The organism is Persephonella marina EX-H1, from assembly GCF_000021565.1.
In the GTDB taxonomy this organism is placed as follows: domain Bacteria; phylum Aquificota; class Aquificia; order Aquificales; family Hydrogenothermaceae; genus Persephonella; species Persephonella marina.
Genome location: NC_012440.1, coordinates 325,155 through 346,469, shown reverse-complemented (window position 1 = coordinate 346,469; position 21,315 = coordinate 325,155). Strand labels below are relative to the sequence as shown.

The window sequence follows — 21,315 nt, the reverse complement described above, 5'->3', positions numbered from 1 at the left end:
CTAAAAAGCCTTGGAGTAGCTGACTTGGGAAATTACATAAGATTTAATCAGTACTTAAAGGAAAAATACGGTGGAAGAATTCAGAAAATATCTATAGATGCAGGATTTACATGTCCAAACAGGGATGGTTTTAAAGGACATGGAGGCTGTACATTCTGTAATAACGCCTCATTCAGTCCATATGCAATGTCAAAACAGACAGTTGAGGATCAGATAGAAAAATCCATAGATTTTTACAAAAAAAGATTCAAAAATATAAAGGGCTTTATAGCTTACTTCCAGGCATTTTCAAACACATACGCACCTGTAAGCAAACTTAAAGAGATTTATGACAGGGCTATGGAGTATGATGAGATAATAGGAATGTCCATAGGAACAAGACCTGATGTTGCACCTGATGAGGCCCTTGATCTTATAGCAACATACACAGCCTACAAACCTGAGATATGGATTGAGTACGGTCTTCAGACAGCAAATATAAAAACATTAAGGGAGATAAACAGAGGTCACGGTGTTTCTGAGTTTGTAGATGCTGTTCTCAGAACAAAAAAAAGGGCAGGTATTAAGGTCTGTGCCCATATGATCGTCGGTCTTCCCGGTGATACATTTGAAGATTATGTAGAAACAGCAAAACTTATAGCGGCCTTAGGGATAGAAGGTATAAAGATACACCCATTACATATAGTTAAACACACAATAATGGAAAAACAGTTCTACAGAGGACAGATAAAAACATTAACACTTGAGGAGTACGCTGATATAGTAGCCCACCTTTTAGATATACTTCCTGACGATATTATCGTCCACAGGCTTACAGGAGAGGCAACAGAAGAGGAACTTATCTCCCCAGACTGGTGTACCTCAAAAAGAAAGATGGAAGTTTTAAACGCTATAGATGAAGCCATAAAAAGAAGACAATCAAATAAAAAACTCTCATTAAAACAGTAAACTTTTCCCAGAAATCAACGAAAATGTAATCAAACCTTCCAGAAGGCAGATATTATGGAAAAGATATTAACCATAGAGATTTACAGGTCTGGTGGTATATACAGGGCAACATCTCCTGATGAGAAAAATCTTCAGGGGATAGGAAAAACAAAGAAAGAGGCTATAAAAAACTTTCTTGAGATAGCGAAGTTATACGGATCTACAGAGATCTCATCAGTAAAGATTTTATTTGTTAAAGAGACTGCAAATCTTTAAGCGGAGAGGGAGGGATTCGAACCCTCGGAAGCGGGGATACCGCTTCAACTCCTTAGCAGGGAGCCGCCTTCGACCGCTCGGCCACCTCTCCAAAGAGCAGAGTATATTATATCCTAATTAATCTAATTTTCAAATTATCAGAGTACAAAAAGCAGGAATATAAATCCAAGTATTATCCTGTATATCCCGAAAGGTACAAAGTTATACCTTGAAACAAAACCTATAAAAAGCTTAATAGCCAAGACAGCAAACACAAAAGCTGTTACAAATCCTGTCAGTAGAGCTATCCAGTTTTCAATATGAAAGTGATGATAGTTCTTCATTATGTCATAAGATGTTGCGGCAAACATCGTTGGAACAGCAAGAAGGAAAGAGAACTCGGCCGCTGTCTTTCTATCAAGACCGAGAAGAAGACCGCCTATTATCGTGGCCCCTGATCTTGATGTCCCAGGGATCATGGCTATTGACTGAAATACACCAATAAAAAAAGCTTTATAATACGGTATCTTCAGAATATCATCTATCTGGTGTTCACTCTTTTTATAAAAAAACTCAACAGCTATAAACACCAGACCACCGACTATAAGCATGATACTTACAATGTATGGGCTGAATAGACCTTTTATTATCTTATAAAGCAGGAAACCAAGAATACCTGTAGGTATGAAGGCTATAATAAGTCTTTTCCACAGATCGATACTGTGTGTAAGTTTTTCCCTGTAAAGAAAAACAACAGCAAGAATAGCTCCGGACTGAATAGCAACCTCAAAAGCCTTATGGGCATCTGTCTGCTCCAGTCCTAAAAGCTTTGAAACAAGGATAAGATGACCAGTTGAAGAGACAGGGAGAAACTCTGTTAGACCTTCAACAATACCTAAGATAATACTTTCAATAATACCCAATCAGATAACCTCTTTTTTATTTATCAGCTGTAAATATCCTCGGAAAGCTTAAAATTTACAGCCTCTACTATATGTTTTAACATTACTATATCAGATCCTTCAAGATCAGCAATAGTTCTTGATAGCTTAAGTATTCTGTGATAGCTTCTCGCTGTAAATCTGTACTTCTTTGTGGCTGTTAAAAGAGCGTTTTCAGCTGAGCTATCAAGCTTTACAAACTTCTCAAGCATTGATGGGCTCATCTCACTGTTAAAGTTAATACCTGTCTCCTTGAATCTCTCCCTCTGTATATCAACAGCTTTCATAACCCTCTCCCTTATTACTGACGAACTTTCTCCTGTTGACATCTTTGAAAGATCCTCAGGATCAACAGAACTTACCCAGCAGATCATATCTATCCTGTCAACAACAGGACCTGATAACTTCCCCATATATCTCTTAATATCTCTTGGAGAGCATTTACACTCCCTGTTAGGATCATTTCTGTATCCACAGGGACAGGGGTTTGCAGCAGCTATCAGCTGAAATTTTGCAGGGAATGTGTAACTTCCGGATGCTCTTGATACTGTTACAACCTTATCCTCAATAGGCTGTCTTAAAGACTCAAGAACATTTCTTTTAAACTCAGGAAGCTCATCCATAAAAAATGTTCCGTTGTGAGCGAGACTTACAAGACCGGGCTTTGGTATATTTCCACCTCCAACAACAGCCACATCAGAAGTTGTGTGGTGTGCAACAACAAAAGGCCTCTCTCTGATAACAAAATCGTCAAGAACACCTGCAACACTGTGTATCTTTGTTGTCTCAATAGCCTCCTGAAATGTTAAAGGGGGCATTATTGATGGAAAAGCCTTTGCCATCATTGATTTTCCAGAGCCTGGAGATCCTATCATAAGAATGTTATGAAAACCAGCAGCAGCTATCTCAAGGGCCCTTTTTACTGTGTACTGTCCTTTTATCTCTGAAAAATCCGGATAAACAGAGTGTGAGCTGAATATATCTTCCCTGTTAACCTTTACAGGCTCAGTTTTTATATCTCCATTGAGAAATTCAACAATCTCCTTTAAGGATCCGAAACCGTAAATATTAACACCTTCAACAAGAGCCCCTTCCTTTCCATTCTCCTCAGGGAGTATAACATTCCTTATCCCATCTTCCTTTAGCTTCAAGACAATGGGAAGAGTTCCTTTTATCTTTCTTAGACTCCCGTCAAGGGCGAGCTCCCCTACAAAAGCAAAGTCTTTAAGAATTTTCTGTGAGATCTGTCCAGAGGCTGTAAGTATCCCTACAGCTATGGGAAGGTCATAAAGGGTTCCCTGCTTAAGTATATCTGCAGGGGCAAGATTGACAACGATCTTTCTGAGAGGAAATGAGATCCCAATATTATTTATAGCGGATTTTACCCTCTCCTTGCTTTCCTTTACAGCAGCATCAGGAAGACCAACAGTTATAAACTGTGGTAATCCCTGTGATATATTTACCTCAACATGAACGGAATAACCGTCAACACCTATAACCCCTCCACTTTTTACAACTGAAAGCATAAAAATCCCCCTTTTTCTAAAAATAATACAGTATTGTATTGAATTTGAGAACACAAAAAATTATATTTAATAAATAATTATTAAGGAATTAAAAAATGAGAAAATTAATCCTTCTTCTAACAGCTGTTTTTATCTTTTCATGTGGTGGAGGCGGAGGATCATCAGAGGGTGAGCTTTTGGTCGGGTATTTTTATGACTCTCCTGTTGAAAATCTCAGATACAAAACATCATCAGGTGTTGAAGGTAAAACGGACAGCTCAGGTAAGTTCTTTTACAGAAAAGGAGATATTATAAAGTTTTACGCAGGGAACATTCTCATAGGTGAGGTTACGGGAGATTTTATTATCTCCCCTATCGATCTTTTCAAAGGTTATAAAAATGACATACGTCCTGACGATCCTTTAATTTTAAATCTGGTTTCATTCTTTCTCTACCTTGATCCAGATGTCACAGACTTTGTTATTACTGTTGACGAGGATAAACTTAAAAATGTAACATTTAACGGAATGTTAACTGAGTGTATATTTAAGGATGAATGTCCTCAAGATATAAAAGATATAATCTCCAAGAATATAAACTTAGCTGGATCCCACTTTCAAAATAGCTACAAATCAATAATGGACAAACTCTCAGGCTGTTATGAAGGAAATCTCACCGTAACGGAAAAAACATTAGAAACTTTCTGTAATGTAAATAACTCATCAATAAAAATTCTTATTTACAGTGACGGACTTATAAAAGGCAATCTTGGAGATAGCTCAATATCTGGAATTCTTTCGTACAAAGATCTATCAATAGATATACCTTCCACATTTGGTATATCGTCCACGCTTGAAGGTAAGATAGACAGAAACAAAATATCAGGTGAGTGGGGTTCTATCGGGTGCAGTGGTAAATTTTTCCTGTCAAAAGTTGATGATGATAGATGCTCAGATATCCAATGATACAGGACATTTACAAAATCAGAAATATATTTAATAATTATTTCAAAAATACTTCTGGAGTTTACATTGGAAATATATAAGACCGATCTGGATCTGAATACTGTTATAGATAAGATCATAAAAGGAGATAGGATAACTGAAGAGGAAGGGCTTAAACTTTTTAAAGAGGCAGACCTGCTTACATTAGGGAGACTGGCTGATTATGTAAGAAGGAAAAAACATCCCGAGAATATTGTTACATTTGTTGTTGACAGAAATGTTAACTACACAAATGTCTGTGTTGCAGGGTGTAAGTTCTGTGCATTCCAGACAAAGAAAGGAAGTCCAGATGCATACACACTTGATTTTGATCAGATATACAGAAAGATAGAGGAGCTTGTCCAGTGGGGTGGAACAACACTCCTCATGCAGGGTGGACTGAATCCAGACCTCAGAATTGATTTTTACACCGATCTTTTCAAAGGTATAAAAGAGAGATTTCCAGATATACAGATACACTCCCTTTCCGCTTCAGAGATATACTACATATCAAAGATTGAAGGTATACCTATACCGGAAGTTCTTAAAATACTTCACCAGTCAGGACTTGACAGCCTTCCAGGTGGTGGAGCAGAGATACTTTCTGATGAGGTAAGATCAAAGATATCAAGTAATAAAGTATCAACACAGGTATGGCTTGAGGTTCACAGATCAGCGCATAACCTTGGTATGAAAACAACAGCAACAATGATGTGCGGACATATTGAAGAACCTGAGCATATAATAGAGCATCTTTCACATATAAGAAAACTGCAGGATGACTCATTAAAGAATAAAAAAGGGTATTTTACAGCATTTATACCATGGACATTCCAGAAAGGTGGAACAAGACTTGATCATATAGAAACAGCAACTACAGTTTACTATCTTAAGGTTCTATCAATCTCAAGAATATTTCTTGATAACTTTGATAATATTCAGTCATCACATGTAACACAGACAATGAAGATAGGTCCTGTTGGACTTCATTTTGGTGCTAATGATCTGGGAAGCACAATGATAGAGGAGAACGTTGTTGCATCTACAGGATGGAAGGTCGCATCACCCAGACCTGAAAAGATGGCTAAGATAATAAAAGAAGCAGGTTTTAGACCTGCCCAGAGGGATACATACTACAATATAATCCGGTATTTTGACTAAAAGTTTATATAAATCCTCAACTGGTAGTAAACAAGGAATACCATTCCTGCAAATATAAGGGCATCAATCCTGTCCAGAAGGCCACCATGTCCCGGAATGAGATGTGAAGAATCCTTCTCCTGAACCTGCCTTTTTATAAAACTCTCAAAAAGATCTCCTATCTGGAGCAGAAAGGCTGATATCAGTATCGGTATAAATGCATCATAAAACTGGAAGTAGTAAGCAAAAACACCACCTGCTGTAACAGAGCCGAAAAAACTTCCTACAGCCCCTTCCCATGTTTTTTTAGGTGAAAGTCTTGGGGCAAACTTATGTTTCCCTATCGCCTTACCTACAAAATAGGCTGCAGTATCTCCAGCCCAAACAGTTGCGAACAGAACAAATATCAGATACCTGTCCATCTCATGTAAAAGTCCCAGTGAGGAAACAAAGAAAACACCGTAAAGATATACGAAAACATACGAGGTCAGGTAGTTTATATCATAAACTCTGTGGGCATAATAAAAACTGTAAAGAAATACTAGAAGAACAGAGAGATAAGGTGAAAAAAAAAGCAGAGAGAGAGATACAAAAAAACCAAAGATACCAGCATTAATCGGATTTATCTCTTCATACTTTTTCTTTAAAAGGTGAGCAACCTCCCATGTTGCAATAGAGGAAAGAACAGCAACAACAGTTTTAAAAAGCCATACAGGAAAGTAAAGAACGGCACTTATAGCTATGACAGCAAGAATTACAGCTGATACTATCCTTAAAGAAAGCTCCCTCATACAGTAACCTTTCCAAACCTTCTTTCTCTACTCTGATAGAAGTAAAGTGCCTTTAAAAACTCCTCCTCATTAAAATCAGGCCAGAGAACTTCTGTAAAGTAAAGCTCTGTATAGGCAAGCTCCCACAACATAAAGTTTGATATCCTTTTCTCACCACTCGTTCTTATTAAAAGATCAGGCTCAGGCATCTCGGGAATGTACAGATACTCTCTGAACTCCTCTTCATCTATCTCCCTTTTTCCACTGCTTATTATTTTTTTTACAGCATCAACAATCTCAGCTTTCCCGCTGTAATTTAATGCAACAACAAAGTTCATACCGTCACATTTTTCAGTAGCCTTTTCTCCTTCATACATGCTCTCCAGTATCATCTCAGGAAGACCATCTCTCCTTCCCATAAATCTCAGTCTTATGTTGTCCTTTACAAGATGGGGAACTTTCGTATTTATATACTCAACAAGAAGAGACATTATAGCGTTCACTTCCTCTTTTGGTCTTCCCCAGTTCTCAGTTGAGAAAGCAAATACGGAAAGCCATTTTATACCAACATCATTTGCTATCTTCAGTGTCCTCTCAACAGCCTTTGCTCCTTCTCTGTGACCAAAAACGCGGGGCAGCCCTCTTCTCTTTGCCCATCTACCATTTCCATCCATAATTACAGCAACGTGTTCTGGTATCTTATACAGAAGATCTATCATTCAAGCACCTCTAACTTTCTTGATGCCAGTTCAGACTCTTCAGTATCAGGAAATCTTCTTACTATCTCTTTAAGAAGCTTTTTAGCCTCCTCAATCTCACCAAGTTTTATATAACTGTAAGCCTTCTTTAACATAGCTACAGGATATTTGTTACATTCCTGAGCCTTACCTGTTTCACAGTCATTAATAAGCCTATCAAAAGCCTCTATAGCTTTTTCATAATCTCCTTCTGTGTAGTATGTCTGCCCTATCCAGAAAAGTGCATTATCATACATATCCGAACCTGGATACTCTTCAACAAAGATCTGGAAATACTTTCTCGCCTCTTCAGTCTTCCCCTTATAGTATGCATTTAAAGCATACTTATAAAGCTCCTTTGGATTGTCGGGTATTCTTACCTTTTCAGCACCTTCTTTTTCAATGGTCTCTACAGTTTCTGGTTTCTGAGCAAGCTTTATCTTCTCAATCTCAAGTGAGTTTTTTGATGCTATCTGTGAGACATTATCCACCCTTTTAGAAAGATCATTAAGACTTCCTTTAATCTCTTCCTGACCTTCCCTTATCTGGGCAACCTCCTTTTTGAGTGATATTATCTCCCTCTGGAGAAGATTTATATCCTCCTTTTTAACACAGCCTGCAAACAGTATAAATGACGCTGGAAGTATATAAATAATTCTTTTCATATCTACCTCCTATTTAAAGAAAAATATATAAATTAAAAAACCAGAAAGTACCCCAAGACTTAATATTAACATTTCGGCAAAAATCAGGAAAGTGTTATCTAACTTCAGTAAAAACCTGTCAAAAAGAAATGCCATAAAAGGTAAAAGCATTAATCCTGTCAGAATAAGAATAGCCGTAAATGGATTTCTCTTTTTCATCTTAACCCCCTCTACCAAATATTGTAAAATATTTTTCATGTCAGAAATAAGGAGGAGTAGATGAGATATTATAACATTGCTATATTAGGAGCTACAGGGGCTGTTGGACAGACTATGCTCAGGGTCCTCGAGGAGAGGAACTTTCCTGTAGATGAGATAAGACTTCTCGCCTCTCCAAAATCAGCAGGACAGGAACTTGAGTATATGGGAGTAAAATACAAGGTTCAGGCCGTATCCCCAGAAGCTTTTGAAGGAATAGATATAGCCCTTTTTTCAGCAGGTGGAAGTAGAAGTAAAGAGTGGGCACCTGTTGCTGTTGAAAAAGGAGCTGTTGTTATAGACAACTCATCAGCTTTCAGGATGGATGATGATGTTCCACTTGTTGTTCCTGAGGTTAATCCAGAGGATGTTAAATGGCATAAGGGGATTATCGCAAACCCGAACTGCTCAACCATACAGATGGTCGTTGCTATTAACCCGATACACAGGGCTAAAAAGATAAAAAATGTTTTTGTCTCAACATACCAGGCTGTTTCAGGTGCAGGAGCAACAGCTATAAAGGATCTTGAGGAAGAGACAAAAGCTTACTTTGAGGGTAAGTATTATTATCCGGAAGCTCTACCGGCACATATAGCATTCAATGTTATCCCACATATTGATGTTTTCCTTGATAATGATTACACAAAAGAAGAGATGAAGATGGTAAATGAGACAAGAAAGATCATGCATGCTCCAGATATAAAAGTTTCACCGACATGCGTAAGGGTTCCTGTTTTTTACGGTCACAGTGAGACAGTTGTAATTGAGACTGAGGAACCTGTAACTCCAGAAGAAGCAAGGGAGATACTCAGATCGGCACCCGGTGTTATCGTTGAAGACGATCCTTCAAACAATGTATATCCTATGCCTATAGATGTTGCAGGAAAAGATGAGGTCTTTGTTGGAAGAATAAGAAAAGATTTCATTTTTGAAAATGGCCTTTCCATGTGGGTGGTAGCTGACAACCTAAGAAAAGGAGCAGCCACAAATGCAGTCCAGATAGCTGAACTTCTTGTTGAGTACGAACTTATATAAAAATATATGGAATATTTTTCTATAATCATATATATTAAAATATTATCTTTATTTCTATGAGGGGAAAGGGATGTTTCCTTTTTTTAAGAGTGTTAGAAGGTTTATTTTTTTTCCTTTTATTCTCATGAGTCTCATAATCTATTTCAATCCAGCCTACAGCCAGTCTTCAACGATTGAAGTTCTAAAAAAAAGACTTGAGAAAAAGGTTAAAAAACCACCTTTAAATAGAGCTGTCTCCAAAGGAGATATAAAGCTGGTTAAAATCCTTTTAGAAAAAGGAGAGGACCCTAACAGCAAGGATATTATAGGCTGGACACCATTACACGAAGCTGCATTTAAAGGTTACACAGAGATAGCAAAGATACTGATAGAAGCAGGAGCTGATGTTAACGCAAAAGATAACGACGGAGAAACACCTTTACATATAGCCTCATCAGAAGGCCATCTTGATATGGTGAAGTTTCTTATAAAACATGGAGCGGATATAAACGCAAGGAACAAAAAAGGTAGAACACCTTTACATTACGCAGCAAGAGGAGGAAACCTATCTGTTGTAAAGTATCTGATAAAAAAAGGTGCAGATGTAAACGCACTTGACGACGATAGAAATACACCTCTACACGAAGCAACTGCAAGAAACAGAAAGGATATAGTTATGATTTTGATCGCAAATGGAGCTGACCCTACAATTAAGGATAAGTTTGGGAAAAAACCTGAAGATTACACAGAAGATCCAGCAATTCTGAGGATACTGGAGAAAGCAGAAAAAGAAAAGGGAAGAAAGTAAGATGTTAAAAAAAGGTTATATCCTTTCTATATTCTTATTAATATCTGTATCTCTGTACGTATCTATAATAAAAAACCCTGACGGACATTTAATTTACAGGTCTTCTGCTGAAACAAGGGAGAAACTAAACAGAAAACTTTTTGAAGCGATAGAAGCAGGCGATGTAGATAAAGTTAAAGAACTTTTGGACAAGGGAGCAGATGTTAATGCAAGAGATAAATCAAATTACACACCTCTGCATAAGGCGGTATCAAAAGGAAAGCTTGAGATAGTAAAGCTACTTATAGACAGAGGGGCTGACATAAATGCAAAGGAGAGCTTTTTCGGGTACACCCCAATACATTTAGCGGCAATAAAAGGCTTTCCAGACATACTTAAATATCTGATAGAAAAAGGCGCTGATGTTAACTGTAGAGATAAATATGGAGATACACCTCTACATCTTGCAGCTTTAGAGGGTCACGAGGATATTGTGAAGATCCTTATACAGAATGGGGCTGATATCCATGTAAAAAACAACAGAAGATGGACTCCCCTTCATAAAGCAGCCTTAACAGGTAAGGTTAATGTGGCCAGAATACTGATAGAACATGGAGCAGATGTTAATGTTAGAGGAAGGTCTAAAGAAACACCATTACACCTCGCAGTTCTTAGAAAACAGAAAAAAATGGTAGTATTTTTAATTGAAAATGGTGCTGATGTTAATGCAAAGGATATAAGAAAAAGAACACCTCTTGACTATGCTAAGATTGAAGATATAAAGAAAATACTTCAATCTGTTGGAGGAAAAAAAGGAAGCGATATATAACAACAAATTTTATATTACAAACAAAACGGAGGATAAAATGGGCAAAGCAGTAAGTTTTGTAGTGGCAGGTATGATCTTCAGCCTTACATTTATCTCACCATCCATTGGAGCAACAAGAGCAGAACTGAACAAACAGCTCACAGAAGCGATATCTAAAGAAGATATACCGAAGATAAAGGAACTTATAGGAAAAGGTGCAGGTGTTAATATAAAAAATATTATAGGAAACTCACCGCTACATATAGCATCAATGAAAGGTGATATAAATCTTGTTAAAGAGCTGATAAAAAGTGGAGCTGATGTTAACGCAAAAAACCTTGAAGGATGGACGCCGCTACATGAGGCTGCATTTTTTGGGTATGCACAGGTTATAAAGCTACTTTTAGATAACGGTGCTGAGATTGATGCAAAAAACGGAAATGGAAACACCCCTCTCCATATGGCAGCTATGAGCGGTTATCCTGATGCTGTTGAGATACTCATTGAGTACGGGGCTGACATAAATGAACAGAACAGTGAAGGATGGACACCTCTACATTTCGCAGCCTACAAAGGTGAACTTGAAACGGTAAAGATACTGGTAGAAAAGGGTGCTGAACTGAACATAAAGGACAAAGATGAAGAGACACCCCTTCACAAATCCGTATCCCAGAGGAAATTCAATGTTACAAAATACCTTGTTGAAAAAGGAGCCTACATAAACGCAAGGAATAAAAACGGAAAAACCCCTCTCCTTATAGCTATATCAGGGGTAGATGAGAAAACTGTAAACTTTCTCATCCAGAAAGGTGCAGATATAAATGCAAAAGACAACGACGGATGGACACCACTTCATGAAGCAACCTTTAGGGGACATATAGGATTTGTTAAAAAACTGCTTGAGAAAGGAGCAAATGTAAATGCAAGGGACAACAAGTACGGAGACTATGTTTTACATGTTGTAGCAAGAAATGGTAATGAGGAAATAGCAAAACTCCTTTTAAAAAACGGTGCGAAGGTGAATGTTAGAGATGAGTATGGAAACACCCCCTTACATGCAGCATCACTTGAAGGACATTTTAAAGTCGCAAAACTGCTCATAGATCATGGAGCTGATATAAATGCTAAAAATAATAAAGGATGGACACCTCTTTTTAAAGCTGCTATGGCAGGAAAGATAAAGGTTGCTATTCTCCTTCTGACAAAAGGTGCTGATCCAAATGTTAAAGGGAAATACAAGGAAACTCCCCTGCATCTTGCTGTACTTAGAAGACATACAGATATGGTAAAACTGCTTATAAAACATGGGGCAGATGTTAATGCAAAGGATCTAAGAGGAAAAACACCACTTGATTATGCAAAAGTTGAAGAGATAAAGAAGATACTGCTTAAAGCAAAAGCACAGAGCAGATAGGAAAAGGGGGATTAACCCCTTTTCTTATTTTTGTCATCAGGTTTTAAGGCAAAATCCTCAGGTTTAATATTCTCAAGAAGTTTTCTGAACTCCTCAAGCTCTTTATCCTGTTCAACATTCTGTTCATTTTGATCTTCAGTATAGCTTTCTAAATCCTCAACAGTCTTTATATCTTCCTTCTCTTCTTCTTTTTCTTTAAGCTCCTTAATATTGACCTTTTTAACAACTTGCTCATTTAAGAAGATAGGAGCATCAAACCTTAGAGCTATATTTATAGCATCGCTTGGTCTTGAGTCTATACTGATCTCCTCACCATCTTTTTCAATAACAATCTCTGCTATATAAGCATTATCCTTATGGTCTATAATAGCTACTTTTTTAACCTTTCCACCAAGGCTTTCAATTATATTCTTCATAAGATCATAAGTTAAAGGTCTTGGTGTCTCCACACCGCTCTGTTTTATTATAATTCCTTCAGCCTCTGAAACACCTATCCATATCGGGTACACATCTTCCTCATTGTTTATATCTGCAAGAATTAGAATTGGGGATCCTGTTAAAGAATCAAGCCCTATATTTTTAACCTTAACCTGTATCATCTTTAAACCTCCAAATTTAATAAATCTATTATCATATTTTCTTATTATGAAAAATATAAATATTTCAGTTTTTTTCAAGTATGATATAAATTAGTTGTTACTGATCTCTTTTCGTATATAATGTAATAGAAAGTATCCGGAGGATATTATGAAGTATTTTAGCCTGCATGAAGCAAACAGCATTCTGCCTCAGATAAAACTTTTAGTAGATGAGATAAAAGACAAAAGGGATAAGCTGTACAATGTTATAGAAAGTTATGAGGAAGAGATAGAAAACCAGAATGATGAGCTTGAGATAATGTATCTCAAGACAGAGATCACGATGATGAATGACGAGATAAATGAGTTGATAGATATAATTGAGAGTTTCGGTGCATATGTTAAAGGTCTTGATCCATTTCTGGTAGATTTCCCATCAGAGTATAACGGCGAACAGATATACCTGTGCTGGCAGGAAGGTGAAGAACAGATAGAGTACTGGCATAAAGCCTCTGAAGGTTTTGCAGGCAGAAAGCATATATCATTACTCTCAGAACAGACAGGTAAGGATAAGAACAGGCTGACCCCTTAGCCTACAACCTTGTAATTTTCCTGTGAAATAAACTCTTTTATTTTTTCTGCCATCTGTTCAGGTAAAAGGCCTAAATCTCTTTCTAAAAGCTCTATCTTTCCATGCCCTATAAACCTATCAGGAATACCGAATCTTAAAAGAGCATTTGTGTAGGAGTTATCCAGTATGTACTCTCCAACTGCAGATCCAAATCCGCCGTTTAATGAACCATCTTCCATCGTTATTATATACTTGTGAGTCCTTAGAGTTTCATCCAGAATTTCTATATCCATAGGTCTTATAAATCTTGCATTGATCACAGTTACATTGTAGCCGTACTTTTTCAGTAGCTCTTTCACCTGAACAGCTCTCTGAACATACTTACCAACAGCAAGTATGGCTATATCCCTTCCTTCAGATATCTTCTCCCAGCTTCCTATCTTTATCTCACTGAACCCTTCCTTCTTATCACCTGTAACAGTTCCCCTAGGATACCTTATAGCAAATATTTTTCCAGAATTAACAGCGGTATAAAGGAGATCTCTAAGCTCCTGCCAGTCCTTAGGAGCTGATATAACAATATCAGGTACAGACCTTAAGAAGGAGATATCAAACACCCCATGGTGTGTTGGTCCGTCTTCCCCAACAATACCGGCTCTATCAATGGCTAAAACAACAGGAAGTCCCTGAATAGCTATATCATGAACAACCTGATCATAAGCCCTCTGGAGAAATGTTGAGTAGAATGATGCAACAGGCTTCATACCTTCCTTTGAAAGTGCTGCGGCAAAAGTTGCAGCATGCTGTTCAGCTATACCAACATCAAAAAATCTGTCAGGGAATCTCTCTGAAAATTCTGTAAGTCCTGAACCTTCCCTCATGGCAGGAGTTATGGCAACTATCTTCTCATCTTTTTCTGCAAGTTCAACAAGAGCCTCACCAAAAGCCTTACTCCACGACGGCTTCTCAACAGACTTTTTAATAGGAACACCTGTTATCTTGTCAAAAGGTGATATACCATGGAATGGTGTAGGATTCTCCTCGGCAGGTTTATAACCTTTCCCTTTCTGCGTTATAACATGGACAAGGATGGGACCTCTCATCTTTTTAACATTGTTAAGCGTCTGCTCAAGATCTGTTATACTGTGTCCGTCAATAGTTCCAACATATGTAAAACCAAGCTCCTCAAATATAACTCCAGGTGTAAAGAGACCCTTTGCATACTCCTCTAACTTCCTCGCAAATTTCGCACCTGACTCACCAAAAACCTTTTTCAGAACATCCTTCAGTTTCTGTCTTGATCTCTGGTAAACCTCGTTTGTGATTATCTTGTTGAAGTATGTGTATATAGCTCCAACATTTGGAGAGATAGACATCTGGTTATCATTCAGTATCACAATAAATTTTGATGGATCAAGCCATCCTGCATGATTCAGACCTTCAAAGGCCTGACCTGCAGTCATTGCACCATCACCGATAACAGCTATCGTGTAGCCCTCTTTTTTCAGCAGATCCTTAGCAACCCTCATACCAAGAGCTGCCGATATTGATGTACTGCTGTGGCCAGCACCAAAATGATCGTAAGGGCTCTCTTTTATCTTTAGAAATCCAGAAATTCCACCATACTGTCTTAATGTTTTGAACTGTTCCTTTCTTCCTGTAAGGATCTTGTAAGAGTATGCCTGATGACCTATATCCCATATAATCCTGTCAACTTCTGGATTGAAAGCTCTCAAAAGAGCTATGGTAAGCTCAACAACACCTAGGGAAGGACCTATATGTCCACCATTTTTTGAGGTAACATCTATGATATACTCCCTTATATCCTGTGCAAGCAGTTTAAGCTCTTCCTCTGAAAGATCTTTAAGATCTCTGAAGTCTTCCACCCTGTCCAATACCCTAAACTCTTTCATACCATCCCCATTTATTATGATATTCAGTCCTAAAATAATATAATACTTATAAGAAATAAGTCTAATTTTATAGAAGGAGATTTACTTTGACAGAGATCAATATAGATCAGATCAGATTTGATGAAAAAGGGCTTGTTCCTGTCATAACACAGAGTTACTACTCAGGGAAGGTTCTTATGCAGGCCTATGCAAACAGGGAGGCAATCCTTAAAACTGTAGAAACAGGTTTTGCAACCTACTACTCAAGATCAAGAAATGAGCTCTGGATAAAGGGAGAGACATCAGGAAATAAACAGAGAGTAGTGGATATAAGAGTGGACTGTGATGGTGACTCTGTTCTTTATCTAGTTGTTGATTACGGCGTTGCATGCCATACAGGAAAGGAAAGCTGTTTTTACAGGGATATAGATTTTAAAGAGAAAGAGAAACCTGATCCATACGAGATACTGCACGCACTTTATAAAAAGATAGAGGAAAGGAAGGAGAAAAGACCTGAAGGATCATATGTCGCAAAACTTTTCAGTAAAGGATCAGACAAGATAATACAGAAGGTCGGAGAGGAGGCTGTTGAGACTGTTATAGCCCTCAAAAACAGGGATAAAAATGAGATAGTTTACGAGGCATCAGACCTTGTATTCCATCTTTTAATAGCCCTTGTTGATTCAGGGGTTAAACTTGAAGATATACAGGAAGAGCTTTTAAAAAGATATAAATAGGAGGAAACAGGATGGTTAAAGAAGGAGATAAAGCACCGGATTTCTGTCTTGAAGGTTTAGATCCTGAGGGTAACGAAAAGGAGGTATGCCTTAAAGATCTCCTATCTGAAGGTAAGTATCTGGTCCTTTACTTTTACCCAAAGGACAACACACCGGGATGTACAACTGAGGCATGTGATTTTAGAGACAATCTCAATGTTATAGGAGATAAAGCTGTAGTAGCCGGTGTAAGTCCAGACAGTATAAAAAGTCATAAAAAGTTCAAAGAGAAATACGGTCTTAACTTCTATCTGCTGAGTGATCCTGAGAAGAATGTTCTCCAGCTTTATGACGCCTACGGAGAGAAAAAGATGTACGGAAAGGTAACAAAAGGTGTTATAAGATCAACATACATAATCTCCCCAGAAGGTAAGATCGTTAAAAAATGGAAGAATGTTAAGGCAAAAGGTCATGTCCAGAAAGTTGTTGAGGAGCTTGAAAGACTGATCGGTTAGATATTGAACTGGGAAGATTTTTGTAATAAACTATTGTTTTGCTAAATTCATTAATGGAGGAAGAAATGAACGCACTTATCAGAGAGATAGAGCAGGCATACATGCCTAAGAACTTCCCTGAGTTCAGAGTAGGGGATACAGTAAGGGTTCATGTTAAGGTTAAGGAAAGAAACAAGGAAAGAATACAGGTCTTTGAAGGCGTTGTTATAAGAATAAAAGGAAGCGGAACAGGAAAAACATTCACAGTCAGAAAAGAGTCTTACGGTGTAGGGATAGAGAGGATATTCCCTTTCGCATGCCCATCAATAGACAAAGTTGAGGTTACAAAGAGAGGTAAGGTTAGAAGAGCTAAACTCTACTACCTCAGAGAGAGAAGAGGTAAAGCTGCAAGAATCAGAGAGATCAAAGAGTGGGAGATCAGAAAGAGAGCTGAAGAGTCTAAAGCTGCAAAAGAAAACCAGTAGATGTATGCTCCAGATTGAAAAAGAGCTGTGGAGTAAAGGATTTAAAAATATCGCAGGTATAGATGAAGCTGGAAGGGGACCTGTTGCAGGTCCCGTTGTTGCAGCTTCTGTAATATTTCCCCAGAATATAGAGCCTTTCATATTTAAAGACTCAAAAAAACTCACAAAAAAACAGAGAGAAGAGCTTTTCACACAGATAAAAGAGAGAGCTTTAGCTGTCGGTATAGGTATCGTTGATAACTCAGTTATAGACAGGATAAATATATACAACGCAACAAAACTCGCTATGAAAAGAGCTATTGAGGATATGAACCATAACTTTGATTATCTTATCACCGATTATGTTAAGTTTGATCCTTATCCCCATATATCACTGAAAAAAGCTGATGAAAAAAGCCTCTCTGTAGCTGCTGCTTCCATAATAGCAAAGGTTTTCAGAGACAGAATTATGGAGGAGTTTTCAAAATACTATCCCCACTCATTTGATAAACACAAGGGGTATCTTACAGAGCTTCACAGAGAAGAGATCATAAGATACGGTCTCACACCAATACACAGAAAATCCTTTAAAATAGATATACAGTACAGACTCAATATATAGGTGCTCTTTTGTTCTCATGGATAAAGGGAAAAGAAGGTGAGGATAAGGCTGTTGAGTACTTGAGAAACTCAGGATACCGTATTCTGGAGAGAAATTTCAGGTCAAGGTTTGGTGAGATAGATATAATAGCTGAGGATAACGGGACTATTGTTATAGTTGAGGTGAGAAGTAAGGGAAGTACAGGTTACGGCTATCCAGAGGAGAGTATAGACCATAAAAAGGTGAGAAAGATAATAAAAACAGCCCAGTTTTATCTTTTAAAAAGAGATATAAAAGGAAAACAGGTAAGGTTTGATATTATCTCAATTGTGAATAATAATATATTCCATATAAAAAATGCTTTTGACCTGGATTACTGAATGGATGTCAAACATTTCTTAGCAAAACAGTCGGTTTTTATTAATGAACAGATAAAAAGGCTTACACCATCAGGTATACCTGAGAAGCTCTTTGATGCAATGGCTTACAGTCTCTCAGCAGGTGGGAAAAGGTTAAGACCTATTCTTGTTTTAGAGTCTGCAAAAGCTGTAGGTATGGAAGATATAAAGGATATTGTGGATATAGCTGTAGCAACAGAGTTTATACACACATACTCACTTATCCATGACGATCTTCCTGCAATGGATGATGACGAACTTAGAAGGGGTAAACCTACATGTCATATAGTTTACGGTGAGGCTATAGCAATTTTGGCCGGAGATGGTCTCCAGTCGTATGCTTTTGAACTGATATCAAAAAACAGAACTGTACCACCGGATAAATTATTGAAGGTTATTAATATACTCTCCCATGGAACAGGGATATACGGGATGGTTGGTGGACAGGCTGCTGATATACTGCATGAAAAGGAGAACTCCTTTAATGATATCAATTTCATACATACACACAAAACAGCAAAATTTATACAGTCATGCTGCCAGATGGGAGGAGTTCTTGCAGATGCCACAGAGGAGGAGGAGATATCACTTAAAAACTATGGTCTATACATAGGACTTGCCTTCCAGATACAGGATGATATTCTTGATGAGATAGGAGATGAGAAGAAGTTAGGTAAAAAAACAAAGAAGGACAGGGATAAAAACAAGCTCACATACCCTTCAATTTACGGGATTGAAGAATCAAAAAGGATAGCAAGGGAGTATGTTGAAAAAGCTGTGTCTGAGGTTGAAAAACTGAAAAGACCTGAGATCTTGATTGAGATAGCAAAATTTATTATAAACAGAGAGGTATGATATGTCGGGAGAGTTAAAGTACGGAGAGAAGGAGATTCAGGAAGCAAAACTTGAGGTGTGGCCAAACCCTAACCCTGAAAAGAACTACACAATAAACATAACATTTCCAGAGTTCACATGCCTCTGCCCAAGATCAGGTTATCCTGATTTTGCCACAATAAAGATAACCTATGTTCCGGATCAGTATATAGTAGAGCTAAAATCATTAAAACTCTACCTAAATAAATACAGAAACCAGTATATCTCACATGAGGAAGCTACAAACAAAATTTACGACGATCTTTACAATCTCTTAAAACCAAGATTTCTGGAGGTTATAGGGGACTGGAATCCAAGGGGGAATGTGAAAACTGTTATAAAAATATCATCGGAAGAACAGGGTAAATGAGACAGGTTTGCAGTTTCATTTAAAATGAATTAATCTAATTATCAGAACTATAAAAAATATATTTTGACTTTTAATTTTAGATTTTTTGTTTTAAAATTAAACAAACTTCTCAGATCAAAGAGGTTAAGAGGTGAGAGGAATGGAAAAATTTAAACTACGTATATTCAGGTACGATCCCACAAAAGATACAAACCCTTACTACAAAACCTATGAACTCCCTGTAGAAAAGGGAATGACAGTTCTCGCAGCCCTTTTTAAGGCGAAAGAGGAGCAGGATCCATCAATATCATTCAGATACAACTGTAGAGCTGCTATATGCGGTTCCTGTGCGGTAAGAATTAACGGGCACGCAACACTAGCCTGTAAGGTTCAGGTAACACATATACTCCAGAAGTATGAGACAGACACGATAACAGTTGATCCTATAGGAAATGTAAGACCTTTAAAGGATCTTATATACGATATGGACTGGCTTGTTGATAAACTGAAGAGAATAAAGCCTTGGTTTATACCCAAAGAGCCTCCACCATCTGACGGAACAGAGTACAGACAGGATCCTTACGACCATCACAGAATAGATTTTGCATCAGACTGTATTCTGTGTGCATCATGTATGTCAGACTGTAACGCATTAAAAGCTAACAAGGATTACCACGGCCCTATGGTTCTATCAAAAGCTTACAGATTTGCCGCTGATACAAGGGATGGAGCGAAGGAAGAAAGACTTGATGCTGTTCTTGATGATCTTAACCTTGAGTGGTGCGTAAGATGCTGGGAATGTACAACAAGATGTCCAAAAGAGGTTCAGCCTTTTGAAAATATAATAAGACTGAGAATTATGGCTGCTGAGGAAGGTTATAAAACACCTGGGGAGATACATGCTGAGATATTTGAGAAGGACATCCTGAACAGAGGTCTCTTAAATGAGATGCTCCTTCCAATGAAGCAGGAAGGGATACTTGGAGCAATCAAAAGAGCTCCATTTGGAATAAGAATGATGGTAAAAGGAAAGGTAAACTTTGCTGATTTCTTTGGAGGTCACAAGATAAAGAGACTTGAAGAGGTCCAGAAGATATATGAGAAGGCAAAAGAGAAGGAAAAAGAGGTAAAAATAAAACTCCCACAGATTATGGGTGTTGTTTATGAGGATAAAAGGAAAACAAGAAAAAGGGCTAATTTTACTGAAACTGGAGGTAATGAGTAATGGCAGAGCTTAAATACGCATTTTATACAGGATGTTCAGCAAAAGGGGTAGCTCCCGAGCTTTACAACTCAACAAAACTTGTGGCAGAAAAGCTTGGGATGGAGCTTATAGAACTTGAGGCTGCAACATGCTGTGGAGCAGGAGCTGTCCAGGAAAAGGATGAGTTCCTGGCATTAACGATAAATGCGAGGAATTTAGCCCTGGCAGAGGAGTTAGGGCTTGATCTTCTGACGATATGTAACACATGTACAGTTATGCTGAGAGAAACAAAGTTCAAGCTTGATAATGATCCGGAACTGAAAGATGCTGTTAATGAGGTATTAAAGGAAGCGGGTCTTGAATATAAAGGAACATCAGAGGTTACCCACTTCCTGTGGGAACTTATAGATGGCGTAGGTCTGGACAAGATAAAAGAGATGGTGGTAAGACCCTTAAAAGAGTTTAAGATAGCCCCATTTTACGGATGTCATATAATAAGACCTCCTTATCTTATAGGTTATGAAGATCCTGACAATCCAAAATCCATTGAGATGCTTATAGAAGCTTTAGGTGGAAATCCAACAGACCACGAGGCCAAACTTGCATGCTGTGGATTCCACTCATTCTGGTCAGCTGAAGAAAAGGTAACATTAAAACTGACAGCTATGGATGCTGAATCTGCAAAAAGAGAAAAAGCTGATTTTATGGTAACACCATGTCCTTTATGTCATACACAGCTTGATGCTATGCAGCCAGAAGCTGAGGAAAGAATGGGAACACAGATAGGAATGCCTGTTCTCCATCTGCCACAGATGATAGGCCTTGCTATAGGATTCAAACCTGAGGAGTTAGGTCTCAATAAACATATAGTTTCAACAGCAGATATAATTCAGAAAGTAGCTTAAATCTCCAGGGGAGTTTTTCTCCCCCTCTTATCTTCTTAATTTCAGATAAATATCTTGCATTTGCATTAATATACTTTATTATATTAT

Annotated in this window: 26 protein-coding genes and 1 tRNA gene; 18 read left to right on the top strand and 9 right to left on the bottom strand. The window is 37.8% G+C overall.

The window, feature by feature from the left end; genetic code table 11:
• Window positions 1-24 precede the first annotated feature (24 nt).
• A complete protein-coding gene (mnmL, locus tag PERMA_RS01910) occupies window positions 25-948 on the top strand; it encodes a tRNA modification radical SAM protein MnmL/YtqA (protein WP_015898902.1) in 924 nt (307 codons plus the stop codon).
• 54 nt (window positions 949-1,002) lie between these two features.
• Complete coding sequence (locus PERMA_RS01905; RefSeq protein ID WP_012675484.1) at window positions 1,003-1,203, top strand: hypothetical protein; 201 nt, start codon at window positions 1,003-1,005, stop codon at window positions 1,201-1,203.
• Between the two features lies 1 nt (window position 1,204).
• Here the strand turns inward: PERMA_RS01905 and PERMA_RS01900 are convergent.
• From PERMA_RS01900 to PERMA_RS01890, 3 genes are all read right to left on the bottom strand, one after another.
• Window positions 1,205-1,294, bottom strand: a tRNA-Ser gene (locus PERMA_RS01900).
• A 46-nt stretch (window positions 1,295-1,340) separates the two neighbouring features.
• Complete coding sequence (locus PERMA_RS01895; protein WP_012676789.1) at window positions 1,341-2,105, bottom strand: undecaprenyl-diphosphate phosphatase; 765 nt, start codon at window positions 2,103-2,105, stop codon at window positions 1,341-1,343.
• A gap of 23 nt (window positions 2,106-2,128) precedes the next feature.
• Entirely contained in the window at window positions 2,129-3,649 is a 1,521-nt protein-coding gene (locus PERMA_RS01890; protein ID WP_012675286.1) for a YifB family Mg chelatase-like AAA ATPase, read from the bottom strand.
• 95 nt (window positions 3,650-3,744) lie between these two features.
• On the opposite strand from PERMA_RS01890, the gene PERMA_RS01885 reads away from it, so the two are divergent.
• Window positions 3,745-4,593, top strand: coding sequence for a hypothetical protein (locus tag PERMA_RS01885; RefSeq protein ID WP_012676656.1), 849 nt, complete (start codon window positions 3,745-3,747; stop codon window positions 4,591-4,593).
• Window positions 4,594-4,659: 66 nt separating this feature from the next.
• Complete coding sequence (gene mqnC, locus PERMA_RS01880) at window positions 4,660-5,772, top strand: cyclic dehypoxanthinyl futalosine synthase (protein ID WP_012676431.1); 1,113 nt, start codon at window positions 4,660-4,662, stop codon at window positions 5,770-5,772.
• Here mqnC and PERMA_RS01875 read toward each other — a convergent pair.
• The 4 genes from PERMA_RS01875 to PERMA_RS01860 are packed head-to-tail and all read right to left on the bottom strand — an operon-like array spanning window position 5,769 to window position 8,121.
• Window positions 5,769-6,542, bottom strand: coding sequence for a phosphatidate cytidylyltransferase (locus PERMA_RS01875; protein ID WP_015898873.1), 774 nt, complete (start codon window positions 6,540-6,542; stop codon window positions 5,769-5,771). The two genes, mqnC and PERMA_RS01875, sit on opposite strands and share 4 nt — an antisense overlap.
• Complete coding sequence (gene uppS, locus PERMA_RS01870; protein ID WP_012676369.1) at window positions 6,539-7,240, bottom strand: undecaprenyl pyrophosphate synthase; 702 nt, start codon at window positions 7,238-7,240, stop codon at window positions 6,539-6,541. The genes PERMA_RS01875 and uppS overlap by 4 nt, the downstream gene beginning before the upstream one ends.
• Window positions 7,237-7,923: a tol-pal system protein YbgF gene (gene ybgF, locus PERMA_RS01865; protein WP_012675542.1), complete on the bottom strand. Its 687-nt coding sequence runs from the start codon at window positions 7,921-7,923 to the stop codon at window positions 7,237-7,239. Before ybgF ends, uppS begins: the two co-directional genes overlap by 4 nt.
• A gap of 9 nt (window positions 7,924-7,932) precedes the next feature.
• The gene (locus PERMA_RS01860; RefSeq protein WP_015899041.1) at window positions 7,933-8,121 is read right to left on the bottom strand and encodes a hypothetical protein; all 189 of its coding nucleotides are present in this window, start codon (window positions 8,119-8,121) and stop codon (window positions 7,933-7,935) included.
• Window positions 8,122-8,181: 60 nt separating this feature from the next.
• Between PERMA_RS01860 and PERMA_RS01855 the strand changes: the two genes are divergently transcribed.
• The 4 genes from PERMA_RS01855 (at window position 8,182) to PERMA_RS10435 (ending at window position 12,183) form a co-directional block, all read left to right on the top strand.
• A complete protein-coding gene (locus PERMA_RS01855) occupies window positions 8,182-9,195 on the top strand; it encodes an aspartate-semialdehyde dehydrogenase (protein ID WP_012676095.1) in 1,014 nt (337 codons plus the stop codon).
• A 70-nt stretch (window positions 9,196-9,265) separates the two neighbouring features.
• On the top strand, window positions 9,266-9,982 hold the full coding sequence (locus PERMA_RS01850; protein WP_015898888.1) for an ankyrin repeat domain-containing protein: 717 nt from the start codon (window positions 9,266-9,268) through the stop codon (window positions 9,980-9,982).
• A 1-nt stretch (window position 9,983) separates the two neighbouring features.
• On the top strand, window positions 9,984-10,790 hold the full coding sequence (locus PERMA_RS01845) for an ankyrin repeat domain-containing protein (RefSeq protein ID WP_012675379.1): 807 nt from the start codon (window positions 9,984-9,986) through the stop codon (window positions 10,788-10,790).
• A gap of 37 nt (window positions 10,791-10,827) precedes the next feature.
• Window positions 10,828-12,183 carry an ankyrin repeat domain-containing protein gene (locus PERMA_RS10435; RefSeq protein ID WP_049756059.1) on the top strand — a complete coding sequence of 452 codons (1,356 nt, stop codon included), beginning with the start codon at window positions 10,828-10,830 and terminating at the stop codon, window positions 12,181-12,183.
• 11 nt (window positions 12,184-12,194) lie between these two features.
• Here PERMA_RS10435 and PERMA_RS01835 read toward each other — a convergent pair whose 3' ends face one another.
• Window positions 12,195-12,782 (bottom strand): bifunctional nuclease family protein, encoded by a 588-nt coding sequence (locus PERMA_RS01835; RefSeq protein WP_012676133.1) that lies wholly within the window; start codon window positions 12,780-12,782, stop codon window positions 12,195-12,197.
• A 148-nt stretch (window positions 12,783-12,930) separates the two neighbouring features.
• On the opposite strand from PERMA_RS01835, the gene PERMA_RS01830 reads away from it, so the two are divergent.
• A complete protein-coding gene (locus PERMA_RS01830; protein ID WP_012676748.1) occupies window positions 12,931-13,353 on the top strand; it encodes a DUF2203 domain-containing protein in 423 nt (140 codons plus the stop codon).
• Here the strand turns inward: PERMA_RS01830 and dxs are convergent.
• The gene (gene dxs / locus PERMA_RS01825; protein ID WP_012675826.1) at window positions 13,350-15,245 is read right to left on the bottom strand and encodes a 1-deoxy-D-xylulose-5-phosphate synthase; all 1,896 of its coding nucleotides are present in this window, start codon (window positions 15,243-15,245) and stop codon (window positions 13,350-13,352) included. The genes PERMA_RS01830 and dxs overlap by 4 nt on opposite strands.
• Before the next feature lie 86 nt (window positions 15,246-15,331).
• Between dxs and hisIE the strand changes: the two genes are divergently transcribed.
• From hisIE to PERMA_RS01780, 9 genes are all read left to right on the top strand, one after another.
• Entirely contained in the window at window positions 15,332-15,961 is a 630-nt protein-coding gene (gene hisIE, locus PERMA_RS01820; RefSeq protein ID WP_012676250.1) for a bifunctional phosphoribosyl-AMP cyclohydrolase/phosphoribosyl-ATP diphosphatase HisIE, read from the top strand.
• Between the two features lie 11 nt (window positions 15,962-15,972).
• Window positions 15,973-16,455: a peroxiredoxin gene (locus tag PERMA_RS01815; RefSeq protein ID WP_015899033.1), complete on the top strand. Its 483-nt coding sequence runs from the start codon at window positions 15,973-15,975 to the stop codon at window positions 16,453-16,455.
• Between the two features lie 65 nt (window positions 16,456-16,520).
• Window positions 16,521-16,919, top strand: coding sequence for a 50S ribosomal protein L19 (gene rplS, locus PERMA_RS01810; protein ID WP_015898869.1), 399 nt, complete (start codon window positions 16,521-16,523; stop codon window positions 16,917-16,919).
• Window positions 16,900-17,520 (top strand): ribonuclease HII, encoded by a 621-nt coding sequence (locus PERMA_RS01805; protein WP_238527241.1) that lies wholly within the window; start codon window positions 16,900-16,902, stop codon window positions 17,518-17,520. Before rplS ends, PERMA_RS01805 begins: the two co-directional genes overlap by 20 nt.
• A gap of 8 nt (window positions 17,521-17,528) precedes the next feature.
• Complete coding sequence (locus PERMA_RS01800) at window positions 17,529-17,879, top strand: YraN family protein (RefSeq protein WP_012676892.1); 351 nt, start codon at window positions 17,529-17,531, stop codon at window positions 17,877-17,879.
• Window positions 17,880-18,752 carry a polyprenyl synthetase family protein gene (locus PERMA_RS01795; protein WP_012676537.1) on the top strand — a complete coding sequence of 291 codons (873 nt, stop codon included), beginning with the start codon at window positions 17,880-17,882 and terminating at the stop codon, window positions 18,750-18,752.
• A gap of 1 nt (window position 18,753) precedes the next feature.
• Window positions 18,754-19,140, top strand: coding sequence for a preQ(1) synthase (gene queF, locus PERMA_RS01790; protein WP_012676591.1), 387 nt, complete (start codon window positions 18,754-18,756; stop codon window positions 19,138-19,140).
• A gap of 139 nt (window positions 19,141-19,279) precedes the next feature.
• Window positions 19,280-20,344 carry a succinate dehydrogenase/fumarate reductase iron-sulfur subunit gene (locus PERMA_RS01785; RefSeq protein ID WP_012675215.1) on the top strand — a complete coding sequence of 355 codons (1,065 nt, stop codon included), beginning with the start codon at window positions 19,280-19,282 and terminating at the stop codon, window positions 20,342-20,344.
• The gene (locus PERMA_RS01780) at window positions 20,344-21,228 is read left to right on the top strand and encodes a CoB--CoM heterodisulfide reductase iron-sulfur subunit B family protein (RefSeq protein ID WP_012676592.1); all 885 of its coding nucleotides are present in this window, start codon (window positions 20,344-20,346) and stop codon (window positions 21,226-21,228) included. The genes PERMA_RS01785 and PERMA_RS01780 overlap by 1 nt, the downstream gene beginning before the upstream one ends.
• Window positions 21,229-21,315: the final 87 nt, after the last annotated feature.